At 56.8% G+C, this 22,690-nt stretch carries 12 protein-coding genes, 11 pseudogenes and 1 other annotated feature; of the genes and pseudogenes, 9 read left to right on the top strand and 14 right to left on the bottom strand.

What is annotated here, in order from left to right; translation table 11 throughout:
* Window positions 1-462: 462 nt before the first annotated feature.
* The gene (locus B0G81_RS38185) at window positions 463-957 is read right to left on the bottom strand and encodes a hypothetical protein (protein WP_134143391.1); all 495 of its coding nucleotides are present in this window, start codon (window positions 955-957) and stop codon (window positions 463-465) included.
* Window positions 958-1,383: 426 nt separating this feature from the next.
* Here B0G81_RS38185 and B0G81_RS38195 point away from each other — a divergent pair, with 426 nt between their 5' ends.
* A complete protein-coding gene (locus tag B0G81_RS38195) occupies window positions 1,384-1,644 on the top strand; it encodes a hypothetical protein (protein ID WP_243856828.1) in 261 nt (86 codons plus the stop codon).
* A 323-nt stretch (window positions 1,645-1,967) separates the two neighbouring features.
* On the opposite strand, the gene B0G81_RS38200 is transcribed toward B0G81_RS38195, so the two are convergent.
* The gene (locus tag B0G81_RS38200) at window positions 1,968-3,161 is read right to left on the bottom strand and encodes a hypothetical protein (protein WP_134143392.1); all 1,194 of its coding nucleotides are present in this window, start codon (window positions 3,159-3,161) and stop codon (window positions 1,968-1,970) included.
* Between the two features lie 232 nt (window positions 3,162-3,393).
* Here B0G81_RS38200 and B0G81_RS38205 point away from each other — a divergent pair.
* The 3 pseudogenes from B0G81_RS38205 to B0G81_RS38215 all read left to right on the top strand — a co-directional run.
* Window positions 3,394-3,946, top strand: a pseudogene (locus B0G81_RS38205) (IS6 family transposase); the annotation flags it as partial.
* A gap of 134 nt (window positions 3,947-4,080) precedes the next feature.
* A pseudogene (locus B0G81_RS38210) lies at window positions 4,081-4,224 on the top strand (IS110 family transposase); the annotation flags it as partial.
* 128 nt (window positions 4,225-4,352) lie between these two features.
* A pseudogene (locus tag B0G81_RS38215) lies at window positions 4,353-5,279 on the top strand (IS110 family transposase); the annotation flags it as partial.
* Here the strand turns inward: B0G81_RS38215 and B0G81_RS38220 are convergent.
* The 8 genes and pseudogenes from B0G81_RS38220 to B0G81_RS38260 form a co-directional block, all read right to left on the bottom strand.
* Window positions 5,280-5,384 (bottom strand): annotated as a pseudogene (locus B0G81_RS38220) (IS110 family transposase); the annotation flags it as partial. It lies immediately after the preceding pseudogene.
* Window positions 5,385-5,512: 128 nt separating this feature from the next.
* Window positions 5,513-5,656 (bottom strand): annotated as a pseudogene (locus B0G81_RS38225) (IS110 family transposase); the annotation flags it as partial.
* 333 nt (window positions 5,657-5,989) lie between these two features.
* Window positions 5,990-6,700 (bottom strand): annotated as a pseudogene (locus B0G81_RS38230) (IS6 family transposase).
* 191 nt (window positions 6,701-6,891) lie between these two features.
* Window positions 6,892-7,641 carry a hypothetical protein gene (locus B0G81_RS38235; RefSeq protein ID WP_134143393.1) on the bottom strand — a complete coding sequence of 250 codons (750 nt, stop codon included), beginning with the start codon at window positions 7,639-7,641 and terminating at the stop codon, window positions 6,892-6,894.
* A 95-nt stretch (window positions 7,642-7,736) separates the two neighbouring features.
* Window positions 7,737-8,663, bottom strand: a complete 927-nt coding sequence (locus B0G81_RS38240; protein WP_134143394.1) for a hypothetical protein — start codon at window positions 8,661-8,663, stop codon at window positions 7,737-7,739.
* A 645-nt stretch (window positions 8,664-9,308) separates the two neighbouring features.
* A pseudogene (locus B0G81_RS38250) lies at window positions 9,309-10,088 on the bottom strand (IS701 family transposase); the annotation flags it as partial.
* Window positions 10,089-10,121: 33 nt separating this feature from the next.
* Window positions 10,122-11,359 (bottom strand): annotated as a pseudogene (locus B0G81_RS38255) (IS3 family transposase).
* Window positions 10,953-11,069: a sequence feature (AL1L pseudoknot), on the bottom strand. Its footprint overlaps the pseudogene before it by 117 nt.
* 127 nt (window positions 11,360-11,486) lie before the next feature.
* A pseudogene (locus B0G81_RS38260) lies at window positions 11,487-11,609 on the bottom strand (IS6 family transposase); the annotation flags it as partial.
* 342 nt (window positions 11,610-11,951) lie between these two features.
* Between B0G81_RS38260 and B0G81_RS38265 the strand changes: the two are divergent.
* The 3 genes from B0G81_RS38265 (at window position 11,952) to B0G81_RS38275 (ending at window position 14,620) form a co-directional block, all read left to right on the top strand.
* Window positions 11,952-12,161 carry a hypothetical protein gene (locus B0G81_RS38265; protein WP_134143395.1) on the top strand — a complete coding sequence of 70 codons (210 nt, stop codon included), beginning with the start codon at window positions 11,952-11,954 and terminating at the stop codon, window positions 12,159-12,161.
* A 52-nt stretch (window positions 12,162-12,213) separates the two neighbouring features.
* Entirely contained in the window at window positions 12,214-12,957 is a 744-nt protein-coding gene (locus tag B0G81_RS38270; protein WP_134143396.1) for an EAL domain-containing protein, read from the top strand.
* A 115-nt stretch (window positions 12,958-13,072) separates the two neighbouring features.
* On the top strand, window positions 13,073-14,620 hold the full coding sequence (locus B0G81_RS38275) for an EAL domain-containing protein (protein WP_134143397.1): 1,548 nt from the start codon (window positions 13,073-13,075) through the stop codon (window positions 14,618-14,620).
* Between the two features lie 26 nt (window positions 14,621-14,646).
* Here the strand turns inward: B0G81_RS38275 and B0G81_RS38280 are convergent, their stop codons facing one another.
* Complete coding sequence (locus tag B0G81_RS38280; RefSeq protein ID WP_243856829.1) at window positions 14,647-15,006, bottom strand: helix-turn-helix transcriptional regulator; 360 nt, start codon at window positions 15,004-15,006, stop codon at window positions 14,647-14,649.
* 277 nt (window positions 15,007-15,283) lie between these two features.
* On the opposite strand from B0G81_RS38280, the pseudogene B0G81_RS45670 reads away from it, so the two are divergent.
* Both B0G81_RS45670 and B0G81_RS38285 read left to right on the top strand, forming a co-directional pair.
* Window positions 15,284-15,466 (top strand): annotated as a pseudogene (locus B0G81_RS45670) (winged helix-turn-helix domain-containing protein); the annotation flags it as partial.
* Window positions 15,467-15,634: 168 nt separating this feature from the next.
* Window positions 15,635-16,693 (top strand): PLP-dependent aminotransferase family protein, encoded by a 1,059-nt coding sequence (locus tag B0G81_RS38285; RefSeq protein WP_347877485.1) that lies wholly within the window; start codon window positions 15,635-15,637, stop codon window positions 16,691-16,693.
* 311 nt (window positions 16,694-17,004) lie between these two features.
* Here the strand turns inward: B0G81_RS38285 and B0G81_RS38290 are convergent, their stop codons facing one another.
* The 3 genes and pseudogenes from B0G81_RS38290 to B0G81_RS38305 all read right to left on the bottom strand — a co-directional run bounded on the left by B0G81_RS38290 (window position 17,005) and on the right by B0G81_RS38305 (window position 22,573).
* Entirely contained in the window at window positions 17,005-17,451 is a 447-nt protein-coding gene (locus B0G81_RS38290; protein ID WP_134143400.1) for an SET domain-containing protein, read from the bottom strand.
* Window positions 17,452-17,914: 463 nt separating this feature from the next.
* Window positions 17,915-20,897: pseudogene (locus tag B0G81_RS38300) on the bottom strand (Tn3 family transposase).
* Entirely contained in the window at window positions 20,894-22,573 is a 1,680-nt protein-coding gene (locus B0G81_RS38305; RefSeq protein WP_134143401.1) for a phage integrase family protein, read from the bottom strand. The pseudogene B0G81_RS38300 and the gene B0G81_RS38305 overlap by 4 nt, the downstream one beginning before the upstream one ends.
* Window positions 22,574-22,690: the final 117 nt, after the last annotated feature.

Here is a 22,690-nt window from a genome sequence, read left to right on the forward strand (position 1 = left end):
AAGAACTGTACGCGTGCGAGTCTCCCCGCATACAGATCGAGCACAGCATTAAGCGTCGTACCGACGCCGGTCGCACGTGCACTGCATACGACCTTCGTACGCGCCACATCATTGATTCACCTCAATACTGAGGCCAAAGGCGCTGAACCAGCAACATCTCCGGCCACCCACAAGCTGCCCTTCGTGGAATCTGAAACCTGGGCCTACGACAACTGCGCCACGCGGGAGTTTGCATCTCTCAGATCAGGGCAAATCTTGAAGACCCTTGCGGCCTGTTACAGGTCACCATTCGCTTTCTCTGCTTTTCTTACCCACTTCGTCAAGAGCTTCACTCGCGGGTCACCTGGCACTGATCCGATGTCCGAAATCTTTCGAAGGATCGGGCTTACCAGTTGTTCCCAGCGTTGCGGACGAACAAAGGACGTGGCTGAGTCAGTAGCCCACTTTTATGCTCAGCTCTTGCTAGAACAGGGCAACCTCATCGTCCCATTTTTGGGAGTCACTTCCAACAAGGGGGATGCTGTAGTCCAAACTCCCCTTAAGAAATACGTTCAGTGGATTGAATTGAATTCTGAAATTATAATTTACGGTAATGCCGGCGACGCTCACCTTTTCTGAGCGAATCAGGTGGTTTTTATCGAAGATCAGCGTCGCGCTGCCAATGTCATACTTGAAGACGCTGGTATCCGTCTGCAAGGTGTATTTCTCATCAACCTCGTCTAGCGAAAATTCAATTTTCGCAATCCCAGCGGAAATTTCATTCTTATATGGAAGTGATTTGACGTGGCGCTTAATATTTGCCTGTTCATGTTTAATTAGCTCATACGCCAAGCCTGATGCAAAGCTTTCGCTGTCGTCTGCTCCGGATTTGCGGTACATCAGTTGCAATGCTTCATCTCCTTCATTTAATTTATCAATAAGTTTGCATTTCAGGCTGTCAAATTGAAGTGTGCTCATAGCTAGATTCCTCGAAAAAAGTATAAACGATGTTGTCCACAAGTCCCAACGGTCCGAATGCCGAAGTTCGACGCTGGACTGTTTTAAATTTAAACCTGAGTCACCCGATTTTCTCTATCATTTTTAATAGTGATTTATCGCGCCACCGACCTGCCCCCGTCATAGTCCGAAGGGCATTGTCAACTTGCCGAGAGTGAGGCGGCATGACTGCAGATGGTGACGACTGTTACACAGCAGTCGACAAATTTTGGGCGAGTACGGCGAATTCGCCCAATGCGACGAACCGGGCTGCTGGTTGTTTTCGATAGAGTGAAGCGCGCAGCAAATGCGGTTTTGATAATCATATAGCCGACCTCCCTCCGTTCGAATCGAACGGCCGGCGTACAGTCAGGGTGCGAACACCGACGTGACGCACAGGAGGCCAGCATGAATAAGTTTAGTGGAATCGACCTGCACTCGAACAACAGTGTGGTCGTCGTTAGCGATGACGCTGACCGGGTTGTCTACCAGCGACGGTTGCCGAACGATCCGGTGCAGATCCGGGCGGCGCTGGCGCCGCACCGCGAAGATCTGGTGGGCGTGGTCATCGAAGCGACGTATAACTGGTACTGGCTGGTGGATCAGTTGATGAACGATGGCTATCAAAGGATATCGTGGAAGAGGTTCTTGATGAACCGTTCCCATTGAATGGGGCGTTGTTGCATAAATCCGGCTGCTGCGCGTCGAGCTAACGTTACGCGCAACAGACGGGACGGTACTGCTGATAACTTCGTGTCGGAGTGCGTAGATTCTCGCCTTTTGGGCGGGAAGATGCGCTAGGACGAACGCAAGACCAGCGAGCCGAAGGGCGTGTGCCGCGTCAGGGCCGGAATACAATGCGGGGCTGATCGAGCGACGGAACGCAAATTCGATTTACGCAACAAGGCCACTCGACGCGCGCCGACCCGATTTATACACCAACGCCTCAATCCAAGATCGTCATCCCGTTAAACATATTTAAACTCCCGCAGCTAGACCGAGTGGGATTGAATTCCTTCGTATTTTACGGGCGGATCATAAGAAATGCATACCTTCTTCCCATCGTCACTATGGTAGGCGTGTTTTACAGATTCGAATTCTATAATGGCCTTCAAGTTGTTGAATGCATCGCTAAGCTTCCCGATCTGCCTGGAGGACAGCGCGGTTATTTTATTTTCGTCGTTGCCTACGATTTCGCGGATTGTATCAATATCCGAACTAACCTTCCCCAGATTCGATTCGAAATTATCCTGAAATTGCGCAAATTGCTCCTTGGCGGATGCAACGTTATTTTTTGTAGAATTGCCGACATTAAGCCATGAGTTTACAAAGATATAGAGCCCGTATTTATTGTATTTTTCGAAAACACTATTGTATGCTTTGAACCTGCTTTTTACCTCGTCGTTCGCCTCGCGTACGTGATTCCAGTCTTCGACTGCATCTGCGCCTTTAACGTAGAGGCCGAGCGCCACCGGAACGATGGCGCCCGCTGAAGCTGGGAAGATAGCAATCGCTCCAAGCACCACCACTCCGATAACCACAACGCCGGTAAGCTTGACGAGTGTCCATCGCTCATCCGCCTCCGCGTTCGCCAAATTCTGCTCGGCCTTGGCAACCGCACTCTGGGCGTCGCTGAGTGCGGTTTTCAATTTGCCAAAGTCAACTTTGTCTGCGTCGCTTCTGCCAGCATATTTGGCATCTAGTACGTCGCAGGCAGAACTTAGCGGCGCCAAGTCAGCCTTCATGCGGTCGACCAGCGCATTGGCACTCATTATAAAATTGTTGCCGGACGATTTAAGGTCATTCTTCATGTTCTCAATGCTTTCAACTGCGATTTTCAAATTCGAAACTATGATCCCCACATCCTTATTCACATACACCGTATTGGGCTTCAATTTTTTTATCACCTCGCCCAACTTTGTGACGACAATTTCCGAAGATTTCGTATAAGAGTCCCAATGGGCATTTAACTTTACATCCAAATCGAACATGATTTCAAATAGTTTTTTCCCTTTGATCTCAAAGGTTTTTTTCTGGTCCGAAACAAATTCCAGCACTTTTTTGAAATATGGCTCGAGCTCCGGCTGATTGTTAGGCGCCTCGAATGGAGCACATTCACTCATCGAGCCAAAATATTCATAGACCGGATAGATGTAGCTTGCAACGTCCTTGTATTTTCCAGACATGATCACCTCTCAAGTGTTTCATTAATGGACTCTGATCGATTCGTTAATTCATCAACCCATATACCTTAGCATCTCACCGCTCGAAGTATTCAAGTAAAAGTAATAGTTCTGAATCTGTTGCAGTAAGGCGCTCCGCTATGATGTCCGGAACAACACGAACCACAGACAACTCAATGAATACGTGAATCCGGCGGTGGCCAGAGTGCTCAAGCGCCTGCATTCTCCGCTGGACATGATCCTGACCTGCGTGCGTTGGTACGTGGCATATCCGCTGAGCCTGCGGCACCTCGAAGCCATGATGGCTGAGTGCGGCGTTTCGGTCGATCATTCGACTTTGCACCGCTGGGCCGTCAAGCTGTTGCCGGTGCTGGAAAAAGCGTTTCGCTCGCGCAAGCGGCCGGTTGGCAAGAGCTGGCGCATGGACGAGACGTACATTCGCGTCAAGGGAGAATGGCGATATCTTTACCAGGCCGTCGACAAGGATGGCAACACCATCGACTTTCTGCTACGCGCCTATCGGGATAAGACTGCAGCCCGGCGTTACTTCGAGAAATCGATGGCGCAGAATGGCGCACCCGAGACGGTGACCATCGACAAAAGCGGCTCCAATCTCGCCGCGCTCGAAGCGAGCAACGCCAATCGAAACGCCCATCAAGATCCGCCAGTCGAAATATCTCAATAATCTGGTCGAGCAGGACCATCGGGCGATCAAGCGACGAACGCGGCCCATGCTGGGATTCAAGACTTTTCGCTGTGCCCGGATCCTTCTGGCCGGCATCGAACTCAATGGAATGAACGCCTCCCACCCGTGAGCGATGGGTTTCAGCAATGAGGTGGACCCTCACAGACCGACGGGCATCAGAGTGCCTGGGATGGAGGATCATACAGATCTTCACAGGCAAAACCGGAGGTGTCCGAAATGAACCTTACGCCAGTAGGGATTGATATTGCAAAGAGCGTTTTTCAGCTTCACTACGCGGACGCTGAGACAGGTGAAATCGTGAACAGGCCGATCAAGCGAGCCAGGTTTCTCGAACACTTTGCGAACCGGGCGCCCTGCCTGAATGAAATGAACGCGTCCCACCTGTGAATGTGCGAGCAAAGGAAGACGGATCCTCACGGGCCAACGGCATCAGAGTGCCAAAACTGGAAGATCATGGTGTTCTTCTCACGCAAACCGGAGGATCCAGCATGAACTGTACAGCTGTGGGTGTGGATATCGCCAAAAACGTGTTTCAGGTGCATTACGTAGATCAGGCTACCGGCGAGATCGTGAACAAGCCAATCAAGCGAGCGCATTTCCTCGAGCATTTCGCCAACCGCACTCCTTGTCTCATTGGGATGGAGGCGTGCAGCGGCGCACACCACTGGGCCCGGCAGCTTTTAAAGATGGGCCACGAGGTCAGGCTGATACCGGCGGAATTTGCCAAGGCGTTCAACATTCGCAAAAAAAATGATGCTGCGGACGCGAGAGCGATCTGGCTCGCCGTTCAGCAACCGGGCAAGCCGGTAGCGGTGAAGAGCGAGACGCAGCAGGCGATGTTGGCACTGCACCGGATGCGCCAACAGCTCATCAAATTTCGCACGATGCAGATCAACAATCTGCGCGGACTGTTGACGGAGTACGGCGAGGTGATGAGCCAGAGCCGAGCGGCACTCGATAAGGCGATACCAGAAGTGCTGGGACGGGTTGCCGAGCGATTGCCCGCAGTGGTAATCGATACGCTGCGCGAGCAGTGGAACGGGCTGACGAAACTCGACGAGCAGGTTGCGCAAATCGAGCGCCGGATGCGCGCGTGGAAGAAGGAAGACAAGGCCGTGAAAGCGATCAGCGAGATTCCCGGTGTCGGTCTGCTGACGGCCACGGCGGCGGTGGCCATGATGGGTGACCCGAAGGCATTCAGGTCTGGACGCGAATTCGCCGCGTGGGCCGGCCTCGTACCCAAGCAGACGGGCTCAGGTGGCAAGGTGAACTTACATGGCATATCGAAGCGCGGCGACGCGTACCTGCGCACACTGTTGATCCATGGCGCGCGAGCGGTGTCGAGGCATGCGAATCAACCTGGAACGTGGGTCGACCAAATGATCAAGCGCAGACCGAAGAATGTCGTGATCGTGCGCTCGCTTGATTGGCTTGTTCACGATCTCGCCGGTAGCCTGATCTACGTAATGCACCTGAAACACGTTTTTGGCGATATCCACACCCACAGCTGTACAGTTCATGCTGGATCCTCCGGTTTGCGTGAGAAGAACACCATGATCTTCCAGTTTTGGCACTCTGATGCCGTTGGCCCGTGAGGATCCGTCTTCCTTTGCTCGCACATTCACAGGTGGGACGCGTTCATTTCATTCAGGCACGGCGCTCGGTTTGCGAAATACTCGAGGAACTTCACCCGCTTGATCGCCTTATTGACGATTTCCCCGGTTTCTTCGTCCACGTGGTGTACCTGGAATACGTTTTTTGCGATATCGATCCCAACTGGCATAAGCTTCATCTCGGGGCCTCCGATTTGGCTGGTGTGAAGACCTGTATGATCCTCCATCTTGGGCACGTTGATGCTGCTCGCCGATAAGGGCGGCCTGCGTTATCTCTGTCTTCCTTCATCTGCATCACCTCCGGTGCAATCCAGGGTGGGAGGCGCTCATTTCATTCCGGGCAATCATGCCCAACATGACCGTTTGTAGCATCGCAGTCCTCCACCTTCTCACGTCGCAACGGCAATGCAGCACGTCACAACACGTAAGCGCGATTGAGCTTGTGCTCAACGGGGAAGTCCTTGTAGCGATAAGGGAATCGGGACAAACGAAAACACAATGTCGAATACTGCTTACGTTGCAAGCGAGTAGAACTGCTGGGCAGCAGAGGGTCGGTTTTTTCCTGCCCTTTTCAACTGCCCTTTCTTGATCCTATGCATGACCTCGATGCCGCCCAAAAGAATGCGGGCGCAACGGAAATTCTTGAATCCCAGCATAGGCCGCGTGCGCCGCTTGATTGCCCGATGATCCTGTTCAATCAGATTGTTCAGATACTTGTGTTCTGGCGGAGCCGGATAGGCGTTTCGCGCTCAGCATTCAGGGTCTGCAGCGCGGCTAGATTGGCGCCACTTTTATCGATCGTCACGGTTTCGGGCTCGCCGTTCTGGTCGATCGATTTTTCGAAGTAGCGTCGGGCTGCCGTCTTGTCACGACGGGCCCGCAGCAGGAAATCAACCGTCTGGCCGGCCTTGTCCACCGCGCGGTAAAGATACCGCCATTCGCCCCGGACCCTCACATAGGTCTCGTCCATCCGCCAGCTCTTGCCCACAGTGCGCGTGCATCGGCGAAACGCCTTTTCAAGCACCGGCAGCAGCTTGATGGCCCAGCGGTGCACGGCCGAATGATCGACCGGGATACCGCGCTCGGCCATCATTTCCTCAAGATGGCGCAAGCTCAACGGATACGCCACATACCACCGCACGCACAGCAACATCACGTCCAGTGGGTAGTGAGTGCAGGCGCTTGAGCACTTTTGCCACCGCCCCATTCAGGTGTTCCTTCATCGCTCCCATCGCTCGCCTCGGAATCGACAGCATACCCGAACGCCTTATTGCGACGGAACCTTTCTTTCCCAGATATTCGGCACTGGGAAAACTGATTTGTTGCATCGGCTAAGTTCGCTGGTCGTCCTGAGGCTATCAACGCTTCACACCGCCTCAACGTGGACAGCCTTGTCGATTAAATCAGCCGTTCCCTAGGCAATAACACCGAGTTCATCATCACCCAGCTCGATGCTTTCGACTTTAACCATGTCGTGCTTGAGCTGATCTATAATCTTTTGTTTTTCGGCTACCCATTTGTCTTTTTGCATAATCAATCCGAATCCATTCATTTTTACGTACACGTTGTTATAGTAATAGTCTAGAAACAATATATCTTGTTCGATCAGATCCTCTGATGAATAGCACATGATGTACGCGATCTGTATGTCCCCGCTTTCGTTTCTAACAGCACTAGAAATGTCGCAGAACATTCCTTCCCCAATTTTACTTGTCCTTTGCCTCCAGAAAATATTCGAAATATTGATTACACTTTGCCTGTTTTTATAGGGGAGTTTTTCGATAAAATCCCTGAAGATGGCGGTCATTACCGGATCGGTAGTTCCGAACAATTTCTTGTACGCGTCCACGGCAACAATATCCATCAGATTAATTTTACTTTTATATTTTTTGTCGATTATCGATTCGGCTGCAACGTAGTTTTTGGTTACGTGTCCTAGCTTGCTTATTATATCATTGACGATGTTGAAGTATATTAATTTTACCTGATTTTCTGGATTGTCACCGACTTTTTCTCCATAGGCGTATTCGAACCTAATGGAAGCGCGTTTTGAAATATACGCAAGAGTAAGCTGGACCATACTTCGCTCCTCCTTATCCAGGTCTTTTGCGTATACCAAACATTGATCTGCCGCGGCGATACAATAATTTTCGGCGAGCTTCACGATATGCTCCTCGTAGAACGCTGATTCTGAGTTAGCTGGGCTTATCCGATCCGCTCGAGTGCGAGCTCGTCCGAGCAGACCGGTAAGGGCGTCACTTAGACTCGTATATCTGGCGACTTTAATATTTCCGAACTCCCCAATTTTTTCTCATAATTGCGATCTTTCTTAGTGATAACGTCCACCAATAGTTTCTCCCAGCCAAGCAGCTCCCACAATTCATCGGCAAATTTGATGCCGATAGCCGCCGAATAAAATGTATTTCCTTTTCCGACTATGCTGAGTAGAAATGTCTTCCAGTCGCTATCTTTGATGTCAGATGCGCTAACAGCGTATACTGTTGCTAACATCTCTTCATTGCCCATGAGCCAGGCCGGTGCTAGGTCGAATAGGTGATTTTTATCCTCTTGCTCAGCCGATTCAAAGACATCGTTTAACAGCTTTTTGGCACTATCCGTAACGCCTTGATCGTTTGCCACGGACCCTAGGATTTGTTGGAAAGTACTGAGTACCGGACTGGTTACTGAGTTGGCTACTAGCCCGACGATGTTGGTCAAACAGTCAATGAACGGAAGGCCAACGGTTTTGGTAATAACGTTATAAATCTCAACTTCAGTGTGGAAAATAATCACTAAAGAATCGGTAAGACCTAAATCGTCCATCGCGGCGATATTAAAACGAAGCCAGTCCGGAGAGCCAGTTTTTTTTGGATTACCCAAGTCTGCAGTGCTCCAACCCGCCCTCTGGGCTAAATGTCTAGCGCGCCCCTGAATAGCGAGTTCCGTTAATTGAAGCATCTTCCTTTGAACGGGGGTAAGCTTCGTATCGCTTATAACTGCCTTATTATCGATCCGTATTATTTCCGCAGCTTTTGCTGCTGGCGGCTCTTCTTTTTTCAGAAGACGTTTGCGTAGCTCTTGATAAACTACTACATCGCGTTGCGACACTTTTCGCCGCATCTTCTCCACCTCCCTACGATATTCGGGGGAGATGTCGTTATCATCAAGGATGAAGAGATCGCTCATGGTAGTGCTCCTTTCCGGGGCTATTGAGGAGGCAGCCGTCGAATGCCGTGCATTCTTTGACCCGAGGTTCGTGCCGATTCATCATTGTTGTACTCGGCTGGAACGACCATAACATTACATAATATGAGGCTTCAAAACCTATGAAATGTATTAGCTTTATTGCAATGTCGTGTTCTGGCCATTTATAAATGTCGTGTTTAGGCTTCGGTATGCTTGCCAATTCCGCGGGGAACGACGGAGCCGGCCATGCGTCCTGCGACACTGGTAGCAGTGAACACCCACGAACTCGACCGCCTGAAGATGATCCGGGCTGTAGTGGACATGGGTCTGAATCCCGGCTGTGGTGCCGAACGGCTGGGCCTGACCGTGCGGTGGATCGAGCGGCTGGCAATCCTATACCGTGAATCAGGTGCAGCCGGCCTGGTCTCGAGCAAACGCGGCCGAGCTAGCCTAGTACTACAGCCGTAGATCTGGTTAACTGGAGGCACACATCCTCGTCTTCGGTAGTGGCACTGCTGGGCGCGGTACTGGTGTCGGCGCCGCCATGCCGACCAGGACAACACGTACGCGATAGAGTGGGCGCCGCGCCACAGGATGCGACAGAGCAGCCGGCGGATCTCCTGCACGCTGAGCGGCACCAAACCTTCAGGTGTTTTTTTTGCCGTGCACCCGCAGCGTGACGAGTACCGCATGGGCCAGCAGGGCCAGCGTGATGTGGCGATACCAGCCTTGCCATCGGCGCACCTCATACTGATCGAGTCCGCATTCGCCTTTGGTCGCCTCGAAGCCGGTCTCGATTTCCCACCTGCGGCCCGCCACGTTCACCAGGGTTTGCCGTGTGGCCTTGCTGCGCGGTGCGTATACGACGTAATACGCATGTTCGCGTTGCTCGTCCAGGCTGCGTCGCACCAGCAGGTAATGCCCGAAGCGACGCTCCTCTTCGATGATCTGCAAGCGCCACAGCGGAGTCAGCGCCCAGTCATACAGGCGCTCGCCCTTGGCGCCGGCACCCGCTGACAGGCGGCGCCATGCCCTTGCCGGCAGGGCCTCGGCGATTTGGTCTGCCCGTACGTAGTCTGGACCTTTCCACCATAGGGGTTCATTCTTCGCGATGGCCAGCACGAAAGACTGGCCGCGCGACTCGAGCCACAGCCGCAGGTGGCGGTCACCGCCGTAGACTTCATCCCCCGTGACCCAGCCGCACGGCACCCCTGCGTCCAGCGCCCGCTCAAGCATACGACTCGCAAGCTGTGGCTTCGTTGCGAACTCCACCGACCCGGGAATGCCCGCTGCCTCGCAGCGCACCCGGTCATCGGTCCACCCCTTGGGTACATACAGTTCGCGGTCGATGAACGCACTGCCGCCACGACCGGCATAGCAGAGGAACACGCCGATCTGGCTGTTCTCGATACGGCCTGCTGAACCGCCCCGGGTTTCCCGGAGACTGTTTTGCTTGAGTCATGCCACGGTGGCAGACCAAGCGAGATTTGCATAATAGGCGGCTTCTGCCTCGGCAGGTGGAATGTTGCCGATGGGGCCGAAGAGCCGACGATTGTTGAACCAGTCCACCCATTCGAGCGTCGCCATTTCGACGGCCTGCACATTGCGCCACGGTCCGAGGCGATGGATTACCTCTGCCTTGTACAAGCCGTTGATCGTTTCAGCCAGTGCGTTATCGTAGGAGTCGCCCACGCTGCCCACTGACGGCTCGATGCCAGCGTCGACCAACCGATCTGTATAGCGGATCGATACGTATTGGGCACCGCGGTCGCTGTGATGGATCAGCCCGTCCTGCTGCGCCGGCTGTCGTTCGTACAAGGCCTACTCCAGCGCGTCCAGAACGAAGTCTGTGCGCGCCGAGTTCGACACACGCCAGCCGACAATGCGTCGGGCGAACACGTCGATGATGAACGCGACATAGACGAAGCCCTGCCAGCTCGATACATAGGTAAAATCTGACACCCACAGCGCATTGGGCCGTTCGGCCGTGAATTGCCGGTTCACGAGATCCTTCGGGCACGGCGTCGAACCATCGCTCACTGTCGTGCGTACCGTCTTGCCCCGCACCACGCCGCGCAGGCCCATCAGCTTCATCAGCCGTTCGACTGTGCAGCGCGCCACGACGGTGCCTTGCCGCCTCAATTGCTTCCTGACCTTATCTGCGCCGTAGACCTGGAAGTTTTCTTCCCATACGCGTCGGATCTCATCCTTGAGCATCCTGTCGCGCCGGGCCCGCGGCGACACCAGGCCAGGATCGGCGCGGCGGGCCACGTGCTTGTAGTACGTCGACGGTGCGATCGGCAGCACCCTGCAGATCGGCTCGACCCCGTAGACGTGCCGGTGATCATCGATGAACGTGATCATCACTTCGGTCGGCGGTCGAGCTCCGCCTGTGCGAAATACGCTGACGCCTTGCGCAGGATTTCATTGACCTGCCGAAGCTCACGCACTTCCCGCTCCAGTTCCTTGATCCGATCCTGCTCCTGCGTGCTCGTGCCCGGGCGCAAACCCCGATCCCGCTCTTCCTTGCGCACCCAGCTACGCAGCGTCTCGCCCGAGCAGCCGAACTTCGCTGCGATCGACGCAATCACCTTCCATTGCGATTCGCGGTCGCCTTGATGTTCCAGCACCATTCGCACAGCCCGCTCACGAATTTCCGGCGAGTACCTTGGGGACTTCTTCTTCGTGTTTTCCATAGCTCCATTTTCTCAAGAAGTGGAGTCTCCGGAAAACCCGGGGCGGTTCACTCTGATGCCCGTCGGTCTGTGAGGGTCCACCTCATTGCTGAAACCCATCGCTCACGGGTGGGAGGCGTTCATATCATTCTTCGAGATTGCGCAAGCTCAGCGGGTAGGCCACGTACCAACGCACGCACACCAACATGATCTCAAGCGGATAGTGCAACCGCTTCAGCACCTTGGCTACCGCCGGACTGAGCGCTTTCATTGTCGTTCACATCATTCTGTAAGGTCCCCCAGCATACCAGCCGCCGCTATTGCGACGGAACCGTTGTTTCGATGGTTCTATTCTGGCCACGCGAGACAGGCGTGACTAGCGGGCTTGAACGCATTGCCACGAACACTTGGCGGCCTCATGCTGCTCCTATTTTTTTGGCCCTATTTGAGTCTATTTTTTCTTTCTCGTCATCGGCAAAGTAGAGACCGCGCGGGCGACCGTCTGGAGTCGCGATGTGTAAAAACAATGCGAGATGTTGAATGGCATCATGACGGATAGCGGTAGCTAAGGACCACCTCGCACAAGATGGTAATAGAGAGATTGGAGTCCAACATGCCAGACGAATTCATCCAGCTTGCGCCTGAATACGTGCGTGACCTAGACGCTTGGACGCGCGCTTGGTATATGGAAGCCGCCGCAACCGGCTATATCAGTTCGCCCTACCGTGCCGACGCCGCGACCGTAGAGCTTATTCGGGGCTACTTTCTCGCCGGCCTGTGCCCCGCTGACGCCGCTGAGGCTTGCTTCGGACGGAAGCACTAAGGATCTTCATTTTCGCGTGCTGATCAGGCGTAGACAAGAAGCGAGGGTAAGCATGCGAAACGCCACACTTGTTCGGGAGCATGAAGAGAAGATGGCTCGCATACAGGGTGTCCTGAGAGGTGATGAGCCTTCTATCGTTTACCAGCCGATCTACTCGCTCGCCCCCCGCCGCATGGTGGGCCTGGAGTGCTTGTCACGATTCTCGTCCACGCCGACTCGTGCGCCAAGCCAGTGGTTTGCCGATGCCGTCGAGATTGGCATGGCTGTGCCACTCGAGCTAAAGGCAATTCGCAAGGCACTTGCGGAGATGTCAGTTAGTCGGGATTTATACCTAGCGGTCAATGCGTCCCCGGAAACCATCTTGAGTGGCGAACTTGAGGCTGTGTTCGCTGACATGGAGATCGATCGCATTGTCCTGGAAATCACGGAATCCGCCTGCGTCTCCAACTACGAGATACTGATCCAGGCGCTCGAACCGCTGCGGAGCCGTTCAGTCAGGATTGCTGTGGATGATGTGGGTGCGGGCTTCGCCAACATGCAACACATCATCAATCTTCATCCTGAGTTTATCAAGCTCGATTCGAGCTTGATTCGAGGCATCGATACCGACGCCAGAAGACGCGCACTTGTGGCGGCGATGGTCTCGTTTGCCACCGAGACCGGCAGCCAGATTGTCGCGGAGGGGGTCGAGACGGCCGAAGAGTTGGACGTGTTGAAGTCGCTCGGTGTCACAAGTGCGCAAGGATATTTTCTTGCTCGCCCAGTGCGAGCCGCCATCGCGGCCCGTCTGCTCTGAAGTTCCAGTGAGGAACGCGTCGCCATTCGCACGCAGCGGCGAGAGACCACACAGAGACAAGTGCATCGCACGAATATAAAAAGAATTTTTGCAGTAAGCCAAAAGGCGCAATGCCATGAGACCCGTTCATGAATCATCATTTCGCATGACTAAGTTCGTGTTTGTCATACTTTTTCTGCTCGCCGCATTGGAACCGTCCGCGCACGCCAGCACGAGCCCGGATGTTGCAAGCGGCGACGTGGGGAACCGCATTGCGGCCTTCGCGCAAGGATTGTCTGAGATCATCACTCCGGCGCCCGTTGCGCGTCTCCAAGTCGGCACCGTTTGCACACTTCCCGCCATCATGCCGACGCCCGCAACGCTGGCGGGTCCGGTCGCTGGCCCGATAGGACAGGCAGAGGCTCGCCAACTGCGTTGCATTTCGGTGCTCGCCCCGTTGGAGATTGGCGTCGGAGAGCTTGTAAGCACAGTCGATGCGAACGTCACTCCGGAAACATCCATAGCACTAAGCCCTTCTATCGTCCCCCAGACCGGCGTGCCGTTCAGCATCCCCACGTCGGTCCCAGCGCCAGATTCTGCTGCCGTTGCAGATGCTGCCCCCTCGGGTGAAAAGTTGCATGTGTCGTCAAATTGCGGACAAGATCACGCATGTGCTGAGCGGGCTGCGCCTGTCCAGCCTAACAGAAGGTTTACCTCCGAGCCGTCGTCGGAAGCGTCCAGCTCCCTTGCTGTAGATCCTCAGGCAGTGCTTTTCGGCGCTAAGGTGTTGACCGGTCTTGCGCTTCTTGCTCTGATGGCTCTTGGATGTTGGGCGCTCTATAGGTGGCGATTTACGCCGCAAGCGAGGCTCGTTCGCGCGGCCCAAAGAGGATTGCTGCGTGGAGAATTTGGCCTTGAATATCAACCAATGATAGATCTTCGCCGAGGCAAATGCGTCGGCATCGAAGCACTGCTACGTTGGGACAACCTTGAATTTGGTCTGCGTGGGCCGATGCATTACATGAGGCGTCTCGAAAACAGCAAGGTGATTGGTCCTCTGACTCGATTCATGCTTGCCACCGCAGCCAGCGAGGTCGCAGCGTTAGGTGCCGCTAAATCGTTGTGTGTCGCGCTGAAGGTCTCCGGCGTTTACATGGCCGCCGACAACCTCGTGTCAGACGTGCAGGATTCGGCCAAGGGAATACTGCCCCGTCTGATTCTGGAGGTAACGGAAAGCGATTGCGCGGACTCCACGCCACGGGTGTTGGAATCAGTGGCAGCCTTGCGGAAACAGGGGGTTCAATTCGCGCTCGCTGGTGCCGGTTTGAGCCCGCTGAAATTCGGCTTGCTCAGGAAGTTCGATTTCGAGCTGATCAAAATGGACAGGCAGGTGCTCGCTCTTGATGGCTACGATCGCACGTCGAGCCTTGCGGCGATGACCGAAATCGCTCGCGACTTAGGCGCTTTGCTCGTGGCGGAAGGAGTGGACAGCGCAGCTCACCACGAGGCGCTCTACAAGGCGAGAACCAATCTTGGACAAGGATTTTTCTACAGTCGTGCGCTGCCCATTAGACGCCTCGCGGCATTCCTTGAAAGCGGTGGCCCGTCACGGCTTGCGGTGAGAACTCAGAGAAGGCGCGATGCAAAAGGAGGTAGTTGGCTGCACCGGCACTCGCCAACCTAGACCTCAAAATAGCAAGCTCACCGACACTAAGTTGATGTGGGCGACGGTAGAAGCCTGTTGGCAAACACTTTTAGCCATTCGATCAGTAGGAGTCGATCAGCATTGGACAATCGACCTACGATGGCCAGGATGGCCTTCGCCTGGTCATCCTCCCGATCGGAGGCCTCAGTAAGCAATTGATCAAGATTGCATTCGTAGACGTCGGCTAACTCTGCCAAACGCGCCACCGTTGGAATAGCAACGCCTCGCTCCATCCGCGAAATAGCTTCCTGCCCGATACCGAGCCTTTCGGCAACCTGCTCCTGAGTGAGATTCGCTATCGACCTACGCTTTGCGATAGCTTTCCCAAGAGATCTCGACAACGGTGTTGGGTTGTCCGTGCTCACTTTCTTCCTCCTGTCGCATACCACTTGGATGGTGGCAATACAACCTGTTGACATGAAGGGCGTTTTGAGTGGCAATACATCGTTTAAAGCTGTATTTCAGCCCAAGCAACTGCGGAAGGCGCATGGCACTTACGGGCAGACAATCGGATAACCCAATTTTATGACCCTAATTTATTGTAAAACGCATCCTTGTCGCACGGCGCTGTCGCCATTATCGATCGCCGCTGACACCTTGGGGTCAATTGGACCACCGGCAGCGCGGTGGAGGTAACAAACGATGCGTTACAAGAATCTGGCGACAGAAATCGCGGGGCTTATTCGCGCCGGACATCTTGCCCCAGGCATGCGTCTCCCGTCTGTGCGGCAAGCGACCAAGTCATATGGAGTAAGCCCGGCCACGGTTGCTCACGCGTATCACTCGTTGGAATCACAGGGACTGGTTGAGACGCGACCGCGTGCGGGGCATTTCGTATCTATGCGAGCGGGCCAGCCGTCGCCGGGATCGCAGTACGTCAGACCGAACGACGTCGCCCTCACGCCGGAGACAGACGACCTCTTATTTCACGTGCTCAGTTCGTCCGCGGCGCCGGGTATCGTGCCGCTTGCCGCCGCGTTCCCGAGTCCGGCGATGTTCCCGTCGAACCTGCTGGATCGGTCACTCGCGGCAGTTGCACGGACCATGGACATTGGGGCGGCGCCCATGGAGTTGCCTCTGGGCAACGAAGGTTTACGCCGTCAGATTGGCCGTCGCTATATGGTGGCAGGGATGGCGTTGCCGATCGATGAAGTTGTCGTGACGGGCGGAGCATTGGAAGCGCTAACGCTTTCTTTGCAGACAGTAACGTGCCCCGGCGATCTCGTCGCAATCCGGACACCTGCGTTCTATGGGGCTCTTCAGGCACTCGACAGGTTGCGGCTGAAGGCAGTCGAGATACCGATCCACCCAAGCAAAGCTCTCGACGTTTCAGTGCTTGCCGATGCACTTAAACGGCATCCAATCCGCGCATGCTGGTTCATGACGTCTTTTCAGAACCCCACCGGCGCCACCATGCCGGACGCGACCAAAGAAGCGCTGGTTGCGCTGCTAGCCGCTCACGACGTGCCGTTGATCGAAGACGATGTATACGCCGAACTGTATTTCGGGGCATCTCCCGAGCGGCCGGCTAAGGCATTTGATCGGAAGGGACTGGTGCTCCATTGCGGCTCCTTTTCAAAAAGCCTCACACCTGGCTACCGCCTCGGTTGGGTCGCGGCGGGCCGCTTCACGCAGCAGATCGCGCGAGCGAAGTGGATGACCAACATATCCACGTCCATGCCCGCACAGTTAGCGATCGCCGATTTTCTACAGGGCCGCAGCTATGATCGCCATCTGCGCCAACTCCGGCAGAACCTTGTAGCCCAACAAGGCAACATGCTGAAGGCCATTGAGAGATTCTTTCCGCCCGGAACCAAGGTTGCGCGCCCGAAGGGAGGGTATTTCCTTTGGTTGGAATTGCCAGTGCAGATCGATGCGGTGCGTCTGTTCGAGCTGTCGCTACAGCAGGGTATCAGTCTTGCGCCTGGCCCGATCTTTTCGCGGAGTCGCGGGTATCGGAATTGCATTCGCTTGAACTACGGTCACCCTTGGACACACGAGATCGAGCGAGCTGTGCAAACAGTTGGCACGCTAGCGCGTTCGCTATGCTGAGGCGTGGCTTCCTGAGCAGGAGCACGAAAGTCGATGTGCTGTTTTGCAGAAAAAATGAGGTGCGCGGAGGTACGTTCAGTAGCAGCGTTTGGGAAGTAAGAGTCGCAACACCCAATTTGGCAACCAAAGACGGCGGCGCCAGGCGGCGGCCTTGGGTGCACCGGCGTGAAGGCAGCGAAAGTTGTAGAAGTCAGCCGGTCGCGGATCGTTGGCCGGCGCCCTCGATGAGTTGCCACGGAGATTCCCGTCACCATGCGTCTCGTCCATCAGCCTTGGAGCCGTTCCTGGACCTGTCGGTCGGGCGGCGCTCGCTAGCCGCTCACCGCAGCCAGCATCGATCCCTTGCACCGCTTCGTCGCACAGTGGCACGCGTAGTCGGCGACCAGTTCGGGAGTGATCGCTTCATCGAGCGTGAGCCCATAGGCGATAAACAACTCGTCTCCGGGCAGCATGTCCCGGATCGTCTCGATAAAAACGCGCCCCCGCTCATCCTCGATCGCCTCACAGTTCGGCCTGCACGAATGGTTCAGCCAGCGGGCACTGTTGCCACCCATGCTGCCGTCAATTACGCGTCCGTCAGCAAGGCCGAAGAGAAACGTGTGACCGGGCGTTCCAGAACGCTTGTGCCTGGCAGCGGCCCGCCGCCAGGAGGTGACTTCACCGCGATATTCAAGGATCCGCGCGCCAGCGGTGATAGCCTGCAGCGCGAACACGCCCCGCCCATGAACTGAAGATTTTCTGACCGCCACACGCCGCACTTCCGCACTCCTGGTTCGTTGATGGCAGCGAGCATATCGGGCGCTGCGTGGCACCGCAACTGCACCGTGGCATTCAGAACAGGGTGGTCTGACGGGGGTCCCGCGCCGGCGGGCGGGAAACGGCAGTACGGCCAGGTCGACGGTTGCGGCCACGACTATTTCGCACCCGCTGCAGGTGGGCCAGCATCAGACAGCCCGACGTCCCATCACTGAAACGCAACGCAAACACCCCGGTTTCGCCGTGCGCGCACGGCCTGGTCGCGCAAAACGACAGACGCAGATCCCACGACTTCGCGCGCGCAATCATCTGCGTGCGGCTCATGCCGTGCCAGCAGTCAGCGATGAACGCCTTCACCGCCCCGGGCAACGACTCATGCGCGATGCCCGCGGGGAGCGTCAGCCCGGTGAGCAGATAGATATCGAGGCTTGACCGGGATTCATTAAAAATCCGCCACAACTCAGCCTAAGCGGCTGATTTAAATGCGAAATCGATGGTCGAATCTAGCGGTGGAACGGGGCGCTGGAGATCCAGTAGATAGTCCCCGAACCGGTTGATGTGTTCCCGCCGGTACGGCGACAGCACCTTGAGCACCTCGGCGTCGACCGGATGCCCCTTCTCCTGCAGTTCCTTTAGCTTGCGCGACATCCACTGCACGTTGTACAGGATCACCATGTTCGCGACGAGGTGGTTGTACTTGATTACCTTGCGCTGCTCGTGCCGGACGTTTTCGGCGATGACGCCTTCACCGCCGAACATCAGCCACTGCGCGAAGTCGTTGAACTGCTCGCTCTTGTTGGTCGCAGCGTGAATCGTGCGACGCAACTCCGGGTCATCCAGATACTTCAGCAGGAACAGCGTCCGGATCACGCGCCCCAGTTCCCGAAACGCGAAGTAGAGCTTGTTCTTTGTGCTTTCAGAGCCAAGCCGGCGCAGAATCGTCGACGGCGTCATCCTGCCTGCCTTGATCGACACCGCGACGCGCATCATGTCGAGATAGTGCCGTTCGATCAGTGCCCAGTCAATTGACTGGCGGCACAAGCTGTCGATGTGCTTGTACTTGCGACGCCGGTCCGCCTTGTACATCACGAGGTCCTTGATGTTGCGTATTCGCGGCATCAGGTTGATGCCCACCACGTACGACAAACCGAAGACCGGACCGCTTTGCGCCTGCGTATCGCCATGGATCGTGTCGGGCTTGACGTCGGCGCCGTTCAGAATCAGTCCATCGAGAATGTAGACGGCTTCGTGGACGCCACACGGGATGAAGTGACTGAACAGCGCGATGTACATGTCGGACACGTGATAGTAGCCGATCCCGCCGTATCCCCCATAGCGAACGTGATACTCGGACAGCAGGTTCTGCTCGTACAGGCTCCACTTGGTGCCGTCGGCCGACGCCCGCTTGCCGCTGCCCCAGTATTTCGGCAGCGCGAACTGATTGTAAGCGTTGATCACCTTCACATTCGCCTTGTCGAGCCGCTCCTCCGTGATGTGTTTCAGGTTCAGCCAGGCGACCTGTTTGCGGCTGAGCCCTTTCACCGAGCGCGCTGTTTGGCTGGGACCCAGGTTGCAGCCGTAGCAGAACAGCGTCGTGATGAAACGCTTGCGCGGATCGTCGATCTTCGCGTCGAACCCGGACAGCGGTCCAAACAGTTTATGCAGGTCCAGCCGCTGCTCGGTTTCGGTGAGTAGATCCAGGATGCTAATCTGCGGCATCGACGCCGTGATGGCCTGGTCGATCAGCGTCCGGTTCGGCGGCTCGGGCTCCTTGCCCGGCTTGTGAATGACGAGTTCCTGATCGACGAACTCGATGCTGTCGTTTATCGGGAAATTCGCATCGGTCTCGTCGAGCGCCACGTTAAGCTTGTCCCGCAAATCCTTCGCGAAGGTCTTGCCGTCCGTGGGCAATCCCACAATCTCGCAGTAGCGCGGCAGTTCACCCCGGAATTCCTCATCAGAGACCTGATGCACCCGATAATCGTCGAAGCGATCACTACCCTCGACGTAAAGATCGCCGGCATTTAGCTCCCGCATGATCTGGCTGAATACCCCCAGCTCGAAGAACCGGCGGTGTAGCATCCGGCTATCCCGGCCGTGCGGGAACACCGCGCGTTCCCATTTTTCCGGAAGCCAGTCCTGTGGGAGGTTCGCGAGGTCGTTCTCCGTCAGCAGCAGGTATTCGCGGTGCGCGTTCCGAAAGCCTTGTAGCCACGCGAGTGCGACCAATACCGCACGGTCCTGCGAACTCGATCGCAGCGGCAGCCCGTCCAGGCACTGGAACAGCAGCGCGCGCTGGTTGCGGTACGGCACGAGCATGAATGGCAGGTCGAACTGTCCGGCATAGGCGATGTGCTCGTTACACTGCGCGAGCGCCTCGGTCGGGTCGCCGAGCGTCTCGCGGATTTTCGGCAACCGTTGGCGTTCCGATACCTCTTCATCCTGAAGGATCTGCAGGACGTCCCGAAACTGGCCGACCAGTCCTTCCAGTACGTCGGTGTGTTCGAGCTGCTATTTTTTGCAGCCGGACCTTCGCGTAGGACTCCAACTTGCGCACCACCTTAATGAAGATCTCGGCAATATCATCAAGCGCCTTCTGCAACTGCGCCTGGATGAACAGCACCGCGAGCGCATGACGCTTCGCGGTCTTGAGTGAGCGCAGTTCCGCGACGTCGAGCGCCCGCGCTTCGGTGACCAGTTGGGCCCGCTTGCCGACAGACAGGATCGCGGGTGGCGCTGGCAAGCCTTCCGCCAGTTTCCTGATCCCGTTGATATGTTTGAGGAAGCTGGCAATCGCCCGCGCGGCTGGTCGCTTCGGCTCCTGTTTCAGATCGTCCCAACCAGACTTGCCGGCCCTGACGACGAGAAGCGTGTCGATCCGTTCGATGAGTGTTGCATCGAGTGCGCCGACGATGGCCCCATAGATCGCTTCGTTGAAATCGTTGCGCGCCTGCGTGGCGATGCGCTGCAGCGTCGCCAGCGGGGGCAGCTCATACCGGCGTCGGACCAATTCCTCAATCAGCACGTTGACGAGATCGGGAAGTTCGATCTTTGTCCGAACCTCCGCCGACGCGAGTTCAGTAAGCCACGCTGTCTCGCTCGCATCGAACGCCCGGATGTCGAGCCAGCTGCGCAGCAGCTTCTGGTGACGGATGCGGGTGCCGGACACGTCGTACCGCGCGATCGCCGCTCGGGACAGCGCGCGGGCCCGCATCGCACTCCGGATGTGATCGATAATGACGGGCGGCACATCCACGAGCATCGGAAAGTAACCGAGACGCTGCAGCAGCTTCAACTGCATCATGATCAGGACCGCGCTGGCTTCCTGCCGGGATTGCCGGCGCACGAAGCGGATTTCCGCGGCGCTCGGAGTGAATGCCACTTTCAGCTCCGCCGTGCCCGGCTCAGCAGGCAGCACCGGATAAATGGTCTCGTGGACGGTGCTCATACCGGCGGCCGCCGCGTAAAAATTCGCTCGATCTGCCGGGTACGCTGGACTTCGTCGTCGTCCAGGTAGATCGAGGTGGTCGTGATCGACGCGTGACGCAGGTTGTCGCGTACGGTCGTTAGCGTTGCACCGTTGGCCAGTGCCAATGTCGCGTGCGTATGGCGCAACCAGTGTGGCGTCGCGCGCTGCAGCTTGTCGGCGAGTGCCGGGTGGTCAGCCTGGATGGCGTCGGCGGCGGTCCGGAAAAACCGGCGCAGCACCTCCCGCAGGCGCGGCGTGGTGATGCCGCCGGATTCGTCGAGGTGGCCGAGCAGCGGCATATCCGGTGACCAGCGTGCGGGGCTCACGGGCAGACCGCGCTGCATCAGGTACTGGTCCAACGCAAATCGCGCGAGCGGCGGCAGTACCACTTTGCCAGCCTTCGCGCCCTTGCCAGTGAGGTGAAGCCACCGCTCGCCGTGCGCGCCGGTTACGATGCCGCCAAGTGTGACGCTGACCAGCTCACCCGCGCGCAGACCGGTCGCGTAACCGAAATCGAGAAGAAAGCGCATACGCTGCGCGGCGGGAACAGCCCAGCCATGCGACCATTCGAGGCCATCGGCAATCGTCCGGATTAGCTCCCATTCGCTGGCCGTGAAGGCCCGCGAGATGTCCAGTTCGCCATTGCGCTGCGCGCCACGTACCCTGAGGCCGGCGAACGGATTCGCGAGCACGTAACGCTGTTCGATCAGCCAACGAAACATTGCGCTCAGAACCGACAGCGCATAGGCGATGGAATCCGGAGACAGCGTACCCGTGAACGGCCGCCACTCGGACGACGATCGCGGCCGTGCCGGTGCGATCCACCGGACACGGGGTGCAGGACGACGCAGGAACGCGCGATAAGCGGTCGCATCCTCGCTCGTGAGCGAGGACAGCGCCTTGCCGTGCTCGACAATCGCCCACAGCAACAGCCGCTCCGCTTCCCGGCGATAAGCGCGCTGCGTTTCAGCGGCCTCGTGCCGTTCGAGCCAGGCGCTGATCGCCTGATAGTCGTTATCGGCCTCGAGCACGCACATAGGCTTCGGCGCGCGGAAGGCGCCGCGCGAACCGTCGACCTCATGAGGCAGGCGGATGCTTTCCCATGGCACCACGGGTTCCGGCGTCGCCACAACGATCAGCGCGCGGGCGCGTTCGGTGAGCGCCGGGTGGGCGGCAAAGAAGGCTTCAATATGGCGTGCGCTGCGCATGCCGAGTCCGGGAATCGTGCGCCACCAGCGCTGGCGACGAGGGATGCGCACGGTCAGATCGGCTAGCGTCCGGATGCCATGCTGATGCAGCACGGGGACGACGCGAGACGGCAGCCAGGCTCCGATGGGATCGCTTACCCACGGTTGCGGGACCGCAAGCGTCGGCAGGATGTGCAGCGCCCGGGTCGCGGCCTTGCGGTGACGCGTCCGTTCGCCGGCTGCGCACTGGAATGGCTGGGCCAGATCGTCGCGATGACGGCTTAGGGCAAAAGCGACGAGTTGCCGGCGAATGCGGCCGGTCATGCCGCGCGCCGACTGCTCACCTTCGAGCGCCTGCGGGCAATAGCGCTCGACCGCCTCGCGTGAGCCAACACCCGCGTACCACGCGCGCAGCGCGGACATGGACGCGGTGCCGGGAAAGGATGGTGGCGACGGAACGTTCGGCATCCGGAGATTATAGGCAACGGGATCGCAGCGGAGCTGCCGGTCAGGTGTGGTGCGTTTCGCGAAACGAGAGTTTCATCGAAAAATGCATCCCTATCGATAATAAGGGTTAGCGATAGG

The organism is Paraburkholderia sp. BL6665CI2N2 (genome assembly GCF_004366535.1).
In the GTDB taxonomy this organism is placed as follows: Bacteria; Pseudomonadota; Gammaproteobacteria; order Burkholderiales; family Burkholderiaceae; genus Paraburkholderia.

What these genes read in the sequence shown, in the direction of transcription:
- B0G81_RS38185 (WP_134143391.1), bottom strand. Translation starts at nt 957, where the DNA reads ATGAGCACACTTCAATTTGACAGCCTGAAATGCAAACTTATTGATAAA.
- B0G81_RS38195 (WP_243856828.1), top strand. Translation starts at nt 1,384, where the DNA reads ATGAATAAGTTTAGTGGAATCGACCTGCACTCGAACAACAGTGTGGTC.
- B0G81_RS38200 (WP_134143392.1), bottom strand. Translation starts at nt 3,161, where the DNA reads ATGTCTGGAAAATACAAGGACGTTGCAAGCTACATCTATCCGGTCTAT.
- B0G81_RS38240 (WP_134143394.1), bottom strand. Translation starts at nt 8,663, where the DNA reads ATGAGCGATCTCTTCATCCTTGATGATAACGACATCTCCCCCGAATAT.
- B0G81_RS38265 (WP_134143395.1), top strand. Translation starts at nt 11,952, where the DNA reads ATGCCAGACGAATTCATCCAGCTTGCGCCTGAATACGTGCGTGACCTA.
- B0G81_RS38270 (WP_134143396.1), top strand. Translation starts at nt 12,214, where the DNA reads ATGCGAAACGCCACACTTGTTCGGGAGCATGAAGAGAAGATGGCTCGC.
- B0G81_RS38275 (WP_134143397.1), top strand. Translation starts at nt 13,073, where the DNA reads ATGAGACCCGTTCATGAATCATCATTTCGCATGACTAAGTTCGTGTTT.
- B0G81_RS38285 (WP_347877485.1), top strand. Translation starts at nt 15,635, where the DNA reads ATGTTCCCGTCGAACCTGCTGGATCGGTCACTCGCGGCAGTTGCACGG.
- B0G81_RS38305 (WP_134143401.1), bottom strand. Translation starts at nt 22,573, where the DNA reads ATGCCGAACGTTCCGTCGCCACCATCCTTTCCCGGCACCGCGTCCATG.